Annotated in this window: 4 protein-coding genes; 1 reads left to right on the top strand and 3 read right to left on the bottom strand. The window is 65.2% G+C overall.

The window, feature by feature from the left end:
* The first annotated feature begins 1,334 nt into the window (after positions 1-1,334).
* Entirely contained in the window at positions 1,335-2,432 is a 1,098-nt protein-coding gene (locus tag IEZ17_RS40720) for a hypothetical protein (RefSeq protein ID WP_189308678.1), read from the top strand.
* A gap of 417 nt (positions 2,433-2,849) precedes the next feature.
* Here the strand turns inward: IEZ17_RS40720 and IEZ17_RS40715 are convergent, their stop codons facing one another.
* From IEZ17_RS40715 to IEZ17_RS40705, 3 genes are read right to left on the bottom strand one after another with little or no spacing between them, the layout of a single operon-like run.
* Entirely contained in the window at positions 2,850-3,926 is a 1,077-nt protein-coding gene (locus IEZ17_RS40715) for a Wadjet anti-phage system protein JetD domain-containing protein (RefSeq protein WP_229853111.1), read from the bottom strand.
* Positions 3,923-8,443, bottom strand: a complete 4,521-nt coding sequence (locus tag IEZ17_RS40710) for a coiled-coil domain-containing protein (RefSeq protein WP_189308677.1) — start codon at positions 8,441-8,443, stop codon at positions 3,923-3,925. Before IEZ17_RS40710 ends, IEZ17_RS40715 begins: the two co-directional genes overlap by 4 nt.
* A gap of 3 nt (positions 8,444-8,446) precedes the next feature.
* On the bottom strand, positions 8,447-9,247 hold the full coding sequence (locus IEZ17_RS40705; RefSeq protein WP_189308676.1) for a hypothetical protein: 801 nt from the start codon (positions 9,245-9,247) through the stop codon (positions 8,447-8,449).
* Between the last annotated feature and the right edge of the window lie 156 nt (positions 9,248-9,403).

The raw sequence follows: 9,403 nt of genomic DNA, 5'->3' as shown, positions 1-9,403 counted from the left end.
TCCCAACGCGAGTGGCCGCACGTGATCCACGTCTACAGCGGACGTAGGGAAGCCTCCGAGGCACTGCCCACAGCAAGCGTGGCCCCGCTCCTGAATCCGCAGGCGGGGCCCTTCGCGAAAGTAGCCACCCGGACGACCTACACCAGTAACGTTCAAATTTTGACGAGTGCATTGACTGCGATTAAGGATGGAGAGTGCGCATAGCTCCTCCTGTTCCGCCTTTCCCCGCCTCCGCGCACCCCCGAGACTCCGGAGGCGGGAAAACGCGGTGTCAGAACGGCGGGGCCCCTGCTCCAAAGTCCTGCCGGGTGTCACGAGCGGCAGCCTCACGGCTCCTACGGTGCGCCCGACGGGGGCTAGCTTGCGCCGTCCCGGAATTGCACCGGGTCTCGGGCCCGGCGAGGGCCCTGTGCTGCTGTTACACCATGCGGCGCTTTAGGCGATTCCGCGGAAGCTACCCGCCACGCCAAGGGATCACCAGAGCGAGCCCGTTAAGCGCACTGCCCTCCCCCGCGGGAGTTGCACACGCTAGCCAGCCGGCGGGATTCGAACTCGCATCATCGCTCAGCGTGCAGTGCCGGGTGTGCTTTACCACTTGAGCTACTGGCAGTAGAGGGGTGGACTCAGTCCGCCGTGGTCATGGCCGTGAGGCCGCACGGTGAGGGTGCGCGGTAACCGCCCCGCCGTCTCTGCCCCTCTAGAGCGGGAGGGTTGCCCTTCGGCCGCCACGTGTCTGGCGCCTCCTGCGCGTGCGGTATGGCGTGCTGCGGTGAAGTGACGAAAGTTTGGCGATCCTGGTTTTCCTATAGTTTTTTCTTAAGGGATCCCGGGAAAGTCAATATTTCACCACTTCACCGCACTCACCCCGCCGATAGTGACCGACTCGTTACCCGCTGCACATGCGCGGCACTGGAAGTGCACCACACTCGTCGACGCGATTGGCGCCCCTTCTGAAGCATGCGCTTACACCGGCCAACAGGGTGACGCACGCCGGAACTCCTGGAGGTTTCACTGGCCGGGCGCACCCTCTGAGAAGCCTGGACGCCGATGGCTAATGACGCGCGATGGCTTGGCGCCAGATGGACTAACCCGCAATGCGAGGGGCTTACGTTTCGGGCAGTTTGGACGACATGCCCCAGGTTAAAGCACTAGCAAGGTGGGCCGGAAGCCTCACATTCGCCGCTGGCCTATTTGCCGCTGTGGTCGAAATCGGGCTACTGGGCTTCCGAGATGCTCGGGGAGCTTTGACGTACGCAGGACGCCTCGGGGGAGTTATCTTTATTGTTGCAGCCACAGTTGAGGCGGTAGCCCTTCTCGTATTCATGCTACCTTCGATGAGTAAGGCGAAATATGCTGGCGATGTAATCGTGCTTGGCGTCTTTATTCCACTCTTCGTAAACATTGCCCTCCTCATCCTGCAATTCGACGGAAGAGGCGATGGAAGTAGCCCGTTCGTGAAATATTTCTGGATCTGGGCAACCTTTATTGCCTGGTCTTGCGGCTACTTGTGGTACCTGATCCGCAAGAAGAGGGCCTGGGTTCGAATTGCCGCGCCTCGCAGTATCGCTATCGGTGCCGCAGTTACGGCGCTCCTGGGTGTCGCTAACTTCGCCTATGCGCAAGTGTATGAGCCGTATGCGTCCCCTCCAATGGTTTCTGTCACTGTGGAGCTTGGCAGGATTAGCACTAAAGGGAAAGTGGCATCCATGCCACTTCGCTTGCACACAAAGAACACCGGCAAGGTGGGGGTCTACGCGATCGGCACCCTGTACCAGGTGTCGGCCAGAAAAAGCGCCTATAAGGATGCGCCTGTACCCCAAAAAGACTGGCGAGTGACTCTTTCCGACGCGGGGAACGAAGTCTTTCGATATGGCTACATTAGGCGAGGTGGCTATGATTTGCTAGGGCAAGGGCAATTCCTACTCCCCGGGCGAAAGCTTGAACCCGGATCGGAAATGACCTCGGAGAAGGTGGTGCAATTCCCTTCGAATGGCGGCTATGATGCAATCAGCGCTAACGGCGCCGTCGCGTATCTGAGGAAAGATAGGGCGACGCTAACGATGGGTGACGACTTCCAGTGGAGTGGTCAACCTTCATGGGAAATCCCGTCATATCGACATAAAATTGATGCACCATCCTGGGTCGCACACAAGGGGGAGGACTATATGAGATATCAATCGCGCATTGTTCATGGAAGCGCGATGAGCGAATGGACTCGGAATACTCAGTACGTGACCCTGTGGTGGGTGCTCTCACCCCCTAAGGAAAGGTCTCCATTTGGGCCGCACTTGCAGTACGCGATTGCCTCAATGGGGAGGGAGGGGCATAAACCCACACCTGCTCAACGTCAGATGGTGTCGACTAGATATGGATTGAATCAGGTGTCGAGCGGCACTGCGACGAAATCATTGGCGGAACTCATGCATCGTTGAACTTGTTCCGCGGGGGCTCGGTGCGAATCCAGGGTTGTCGGCGGGGTCGGTGCTTGCCTGGTCGCTCATGCCTGCCCGGCGGGGCCGTAGGGGCCAACGGCGCTGTAGGGCATCTGAGCGGGGCGTTGCGGCCCTGGACTATGTCTCGACAACGCTGATATCGGGTGCGCCGAACTCACGACGGACCAGCTTCAGCAGCTACTTGGCCCGGGGCTGGGGAGCGTCGGGGCCTGCGACGTTTACCTCATCCCGTGGCACGCGCACTGGGCCGTGGCGTACGGCGGGAGGACGACAACCGGGGCGACGACCGCAATGGTGCGCGCGGGGTGGGGCGATCAAGCGAGCCTGCGCGGACAGCAGCACGACGCTGAAAATGCCGATTGGCTACAGCCTCCAATCGCCGCGCACAGAATCCAGTCAGTTGGGGAATCCGAGGCCGTCCCGCCACTCACTCGTGTCCATGTGCGCCTGTAGAGCACGCGTGCCGACCGCCTCTTGCGCAAGCCGACATCCGGTGGTGAGAAGGGACGCTGCACGTGTTGCGAGGGGCTCGAGGAGCCAGCTGGCGAGATCGTTGGCCTTCCCCACGGCGAGCGGCGCTTGGCCAGGCTGGGGCACCCCCATGTCGAGCAGCAACCGGTACAGGCCTGTCGCCGGATGTACGGGAGGCAGTCCGTCCTGAGCAGCCCTTCGGTGTGCACTGGCCGGGATCCGGAGCCCATCGGCGTCGAGGTCTCCGAAGTATGCGATAGCCCGTACCTCTGTCATGTCGAGGACTGAGGCGACCGATGCCTCGAATGCTGCCCCTGCGCCCCAGGCCACCCAGCCGACATCGCCAGGGCCGGCCGTCAGCACGCGAGTGAGGGTGTCGAAGGTATCGGCGTTTTCCACCACGAGGAGCACTGGGCCGTCTCCGGTCCGGCGGGCCGGCAGGGGCGGGTGCGCTCGGAAGGTGCGCAGGAGTCCAAGGGTGAGCCGGCCTGGTGCAAACAGGGAGGTGCCGAGCAGAGCATCGAGGCGCTTCTCGTGTCCGAGGACTTCGAGAGAGCGTTCCCTCAAGGGTGAGACGTCGTCGTCGCGGCCGCAGTCACGCAGCCAGTCGTTGATTGAGCGCAGGACACCTATTTGTCCCAGCGTGAGTCGGGCGGAGGCCGCCCAGGCGAGCTCGGGGCGCCACGCGATGGTGTGAGCTAACGCTGCGGCCGTGGGCGAGGGTTGCGGAGCTGGCAGCGTCAGGCGAGTCGGCAGTGCTGGGGTTGCCGAAGTGTCCCGGCTACGGGAGCAGTTGATCAAGCCCGCGGCGGCGAGAGCTTCGAGGGCCTCAGCGAGGTCTGTGCGGCGGCTGGGGCGCGTTGCGGAGGCAGCGTCGGTGACCGCGTAGATCTTCCACAGCTCGTCGAGGGTGAGAGTTCTTCGCGGCCATTCCTCCAGCGCTGCAGCGAGCCTCAAAGCTCGTGGGGACAGCATGACGTTGCCTGGTGTCGAGGGGTTCATTGCGTCTCCGTGGGCCGGCGGTAGAGACGGGCTGCGGTGACCGTGCCTGGCGCTGTGCTGGGGAGGCCGGATTCGTCGTCATCGTATGGATCGGGCAGTTGGGCGCGGACGGTGTCGGCGACTCGGATGTGCTTGAGTCCGGCCCGCAGGTCTGCGTCGTTGCGCATCCTGATCCACAGGGGGAACGCTGCCAGGGCGCGGTCGTCGGACAGTCCAGTTGTGTAGACCAGTTGCACGCCCAGGGCTGAGGCCACGCCTTGCTGCAGGTCGAGGAGGTAGGACGCGCTTGCCTTGCCGATCGGGTTGTCGAGGAACAGTACTCCGGAGTGGCGGTTGCGCATCTGGCCTCGTTCGTTGGCTCGCAGCGCTGCCATCGTGCAGTACAGGATGATCGCGGCGGTGAGTTCTTGTCCTCCGGAGAACACGCTGTTCATCTGCTCGACGGGGACGCGCTCGTCGCGCAGGACAGAGTCCGGCTTGAGTACTTCGACGGTGAAGCCTTTGGGGACGGCTACCTCGGCGGAGCGCAGCAGGAGTGTGATGCCGTCGCGCTTTGGGGCACTGCCGCGGGTTCCGATGTGGCGGGTTGCTGTGGCGGCAGCGATGTCGTCGACCAGTTCGCCGATGCGTGCGGCGAGCAGGCTGGGGTCGGGGTCGGTGAAGCGGATGCGGAGGAACTCCTTGTTCTCCCAGTCGCCGAGTCCGGAGGGGAGTTTCGACAGTCGTGATGCGGTGCGTAGGGTTTTGAGCGCCCCGTCCGTGAGCGCGGCGAGTCGCTCGACGATGAGTTTGCGGTGCTTGCTGGCGTTGTCCAGGTCGGTGTTCAGCGTGGCGAGCCGCTGTGCGAGCTGTTCGGCGAATTCTGTGGCGCGGGCGCCCAGATGTTCGCGTCCCAGGCTGATGATGGCCCGTCGAGCGACGTTCGTCATGGTGTCGAAACGAGTCTCGCTGACGAAGTGGACTGCGGCAGCGATGAGGTCGTCGAGTTCATGGTCGGCGGCACTTGCGGCGGCGCGGGCTTCACGCAGATTGCGCCGCAGCCGGTCGGACTGCTCGCGAGCGGTCTCTACCGACTGTTCATAGGGTTCGGCAGTGTCAAGGTCCCGTTCCGTGGTGGAGGGCGACCCCGCCAGTGAGCTGGATGCGTCCTCAAGGGTTGCCTGCATGGGTTGGAGGACTTCTCGGAAGCTGCGGGCGGCTTCACTTGCCTGCTGCGTCTTCCATTGCAGGTCTGTGGCGTGCCGCGTCACGGCTTCCAGGGTCTCTTGCGCGGCACGATGCTCGGCCTGTGCGGTCACCAGGAGCTGGCGTCCCTGCTCTACGGAGGTCGGGCGGCGTGCCTCGGGGAGAACGATCCAAACGTTTCGGTCACGTTCGGCGCCGGGACTAGCGGTGCGCAGCTCACTGCGGAGATGTCCGATGCGTTCAACCGCTGTGCTGATGGCTGTGGTTAGTCGCTGCTTCTCACGGTTTGCCTGGGCGATAGCGGCCTGCCGGCTGGCGCGATCGGCGCCGGCTGCTGTGGTGAGCAGTCGTTCAGCTTCAGTAGTCACTTCGGGTGTGAGGCTTTCAACGTCGGTGCGGCGCCTGGCAGCCTCAGTCGTGACCCGGTCTGCCTGTGACCGGAGGTCCTGGCCGACCTCAAGGCTTCGGTAGACGTCGGCTGCTGCTGCGTATGCCTGCTGGAGAGCCAGCAGGCTCTCCCTTGGAACGGCCGCGTCCACCTCGCCGCTGGCGGTGACGACTTCGGCTGCAGTGGCGAGGTGGCGCTCGGCTCGGTCTCGGGCGTTTTCTGCCGCCCGCACGGCCCCCTCGGCTTGCTCCAGCTGCTGTTCCCTCGCTGCCGTGGCCTCATCTACGATGCGGCGAGCTGATTCTCTGGCCTGCTCCAGCTCTCCCGCTCTTCGCTGCGCGTCGGCAGAGCGCTCCGCTCGTGCCGCGAGGCGTTCGAGGGCGCTTGCGGTGTCCGCAGCGGCCCGCTCCTGTACGCGCAGCTCAGTAAGTCGCGTGGAGCAGCCGTTCTCGCGCTCTGCCCACGATTCCACTTCCGCAGTCTCTGCCGCTGTCTGTTCCTGGGCTGTGGTGACTGCGGCGTCGGCAGCGAGGGCTTGCTCGGTCAGCTCGGTGAGACGGCCGGTTGGGCAGGCGTTGCGCCAGGCAGCCAGTTCCGCAGCAACGTCCCGGGTGCAGCGTATTGCCATGGTGAGCTTCTCGATGTCCTGGCCACGGCGGTTCATGTCCTCTCTCAGCTCCGCTCGGCGGGCCTCGGCGGCTGCCTCGTCGAACATCGCCGGGTTGGTGTCAAGGACGAAGCGGGTGCCGGTCAGCTCGGCTGCGGTGAGGAGCTGCATGCCGCTGCCGACGGCGATCGCGGCTGCGGGAAGTAGCCCTGCCGCCTCGATTGCGGTGCGGGCTTGCGAAAGCTGCGTGGCGTCGACGAGCACAACGCCGTCTGCGAGTTCGGGATGCGCAGCGATGAGTAGGGCGCGCTCGTCCGCGGCGGCGTTTTGTGCCAGGTACCGCCAGCCGGTGTGGGCAGAAATCCCTGAAGCGCGCAAGACCTCGACAGCGGCCTCGGTCTCAGGTCTGGCTGGTAGCAGGCCCCCGTCGCCCAGGGCGGTCAGCACCCGGATGTCGTTGTTCTGTGCGCCGCGCAGGCCGTCTAGGCGCTCCTCACGCATGCCGATGTCATCGGCAAGCTGACGGGCGAGTGCTTCGGCCGACGCGTCGAGGGCCTCGGTGCCGAGGCTGTCCACCGCCAGGGCTGCGAGGACAACGTCGTCGGTGGCGAGCCGGGAAGCCCAGGTAGTCAGATGCTGCAACTGCTGCGTCAGCGGCTCCCGCTCGCGCTCTTTGCCCAGCAGTACCTCGGCGGCCTTCCGGGCGCGGGCCTGGGCGGCCTTCAGCTCCCTCGCGACCTCGGCAGCATCACGTTCTGTCGCGGCGAGCGCCTCGCCCAGCCGGGTTGCGTTCCTTCGGGCTTCCACGGCGGCAGCTGGCACGTCGGTGCCGGCCGGGAGAAGTCCCTCGGAGACGGCTTGGTCCACTGCGTGGGCGGTCTCTGTGACCTCGGCCAGGGCAGACTTGTGCTCACTGCGGGCCTTCTCTTCGGCGCGCAGCGCGGTGGTCCGCTGCTGGTCCGCCTCCTCAGCGGCCGCCTTGTGCTGTTCGGCCTCCTGATTGTGCTGCCGTGCTCGCGTTCGGTCGTTGGCTGCCTCGTCATGCAGTTTCGCCAGGAGTCGGGCTGCAGCGGTGTCGCGTGCGGCCAGGGCGGGTCGTGCGTTCTCTTCGGCGTCGGCGATCTGTTGCGTCACTGCGTGGGCATCAGCGGCTGCTTGATCGCGTGCTGCGACCGTCTCGCACGCCGCCCAGCCGGCCAGCTCTAGTTCCGCCGCAGCAAGCCCGCCCTGTGCGACGTTCTGCTGTTCCTCTGCGACCGCGAGTTCGAGAACAAGCGTCTGACGACGGATTTCGTTGACTACGTCACGTGTCCGGTCACGGTCGCTCTCGGACGTACTGGCTTCGGCGGCCGCGGATTCGTACTCAGTGCTCAGCCGTCGGGCAGCAGCCTGCTCAGCGGCTTGCCGTGCTGCGACTTGAGCACTGAATGTCCGAACGCCCTGCCGGGTGTGCTCCAACATCGCTCGCGCCTGCGTGGCTTTGGAATATGCGGCGCCGACCGGGCGTAGTGCGGCCACGGTGCCGTCGGCGAAGTCGCGCTCCAGCAACATCGCCGAGCGGTCGCCGACGGTGGTGGCGTAGCTGTCGAAGTTCTCTGCCACGCTGACCGCATCGGCCGGGTCCATGACGACCGTGAGCAGCCAGTCGACGAACTCCTTGCTGCTCTTGAACTTGAACGCGCTGGCCGCCTCCCCTTCATCGGCGTTCATCTGTCGCTGGATGGCGAACAGGTCGGGTTCGATGCGCAGGCTGCGCAGATGCTCGAGCCACTCCCCCTGGTGGGAGCCGATCCAGGCCAGCTGGGTGGCAGGGTGCCTGCGGTCGATCTCCTCCAGCGCTTCCTGAAAGCCTCCCAGTCGTAAGCGGCGGCCGTCGGCAGTGAACGGCAGCGTGGCCACCTCTACGGCGGCGGTGGGGCGCAGCGACCACCATGCCTCGCTGAGCTTGCGGCCGTCGCTGGTGCTCTTGCGCCGCCACTGGTAGGTCTTTCCCGTGACGACCCGCTCACCGGTTTTGACGTGCATCCACTCCAGCACGACATGCCCGGCGTCCTCACCCACGACGAATTTCTCCAGGACGTCGGACGCGCCGCCGAGGGTGTTGCGTTTGCCGGGAAGGATCACGGAGAACAGCAGTTTGAGCAGCACGCTCTTGCCGCCGCCGTTTTCCAGAAGGAGCAGGCTGTAGGGGCTGGGGCGACGCGTCGGTGCATCGAACAAGGTGCCTGCGCTGATGGGCGCTCCCACATCGGCGAAGTTCAAGGTGACGTCGGTGAAGCGGGCTCCACGTGGGCCGACGCCGAACATGCGGACTCGGTTGAGTTCGTACACGGCCATCCCCTACAGCTTGGCGATGTCGTCGGGCGCCCATTCGACAGCGGCCAGGGTGCCCGTCCCGTCGGTGATTGCGGTGATACCGAGTGCCAGAAGCTCCTCGAACATGATTGCGCCGGCCTCCCGGACCTGAACTCGGTAGCGCGGCGTCGTGCGGTAGGTACCGCCCCGTGCGTCACCGGTGCGTACGAGCAGGCCTTGGTCGGCGAGGAAGGCGACTGCTTTGCTGACGATGCCTGTGGTGGAGCTGGCGAGTTTGCGTCCGTCACCGGTCGCTCCGGTCCGGGCGCGGCGCGCATAGACCCGCCACACCGTTTCCAGTCCCGGTCGGTCGCTGGAGGGGTCGGTGTCCTCTCCTTCGGCCGTCGCGTTCTCGGCGAGCGCCGTTGCAGCCTGCCGTACGAAGGCCTCGACTCCCTCTACGGTGATCCGGCCGAGGTAGCTTTCGTCGGCCAGATCGGCCGGCCGAGGGAAGGCAAGGGCAGCGGCACCCAGGTGGGCCAGGGCGTGGAGCACCCGCTCGTGCGCTTTCCCCTCGCCGCCGGTTCGGCGCGCGTAGTCGGACATCCGGATGGCGAACACGCTCTCTTCGGTAGAGGCGACGACCACTCCTGTTCGCTCGGTGACCTCGAGGATGACCAGGTCCAGTCCCCGCGCAACGGCGGCGGTGACGGCGGCGAACTCGTCGTCGGCACGGAAGCGCCGCACGAGCCGCCGGTATTCCTCGTCGCGGGAAGGAACGAGTTTGGGCCGCAGTCCGAACCCAATCAGGCGTGAGGCTTCGGCGGCACTATCTGAGGCGCTCATGCGGCTCCCCTCTCACGCGTGGCAGGGATGAGGTCTGCGGGAAGGGCACCCACGCCTGCACTTTCGCCGTCCTCACCAGGCTCGGCAGGACGGCAAAGTGTCCATCCCCTCGCAGCGTGGACGGTTTCGTTAAGCGGCTTGGGACTGTTGGTCTCT

The sequence above is a fragment of the Streptomyces albospinus genome, assembly GCF_014648695.1.
Lineage (GTDB): Bacteria > Actinomycetota > Actinomycetes > Streptomycetales > Streptomycetaceae > Streptomyces > Streptomyces albospinus.
Note: the sequence above shows the minus strand (reverse complement) of the source record. Positions and strands in the feature narration are given on the sequence as shown.

What these genes read in the sequence shown, in the direction of transcription:
- IEZ17_RS40720 (WP_189308678.1), top strand. Translation starts at nt 1,335, where the DNA reads ATGAGTAAGGCGAAATATGCTGGCGATGTAATCGTGCTTGGCGTCTTT.
- IEZ17_RS40715 (WP_229853111.1), bottom strand. Translation starts at nt 3,926, where the DNA reads ATGAACCCCTCGACACCAGGCAACGTCATGCTGTCCCCACGAGCTTTG.
- IEZ17_RS40710 (WP_189308677.1), bottom strand. Translation starts at nt 8,443, where the DNA reads ATGGCCGTGTACGAACTCAACCGAGTCCGCATGTTCGGCGTCGGCCCA.
- IEZ17_RS40705 (WP_189308676.1), bottom strand. Translation starts at nt 9,247, where the DNA reads ATGAGCGCCTCAGATAGTGCCGCCGAAGCCTCACGCCTGATTGGGTTC.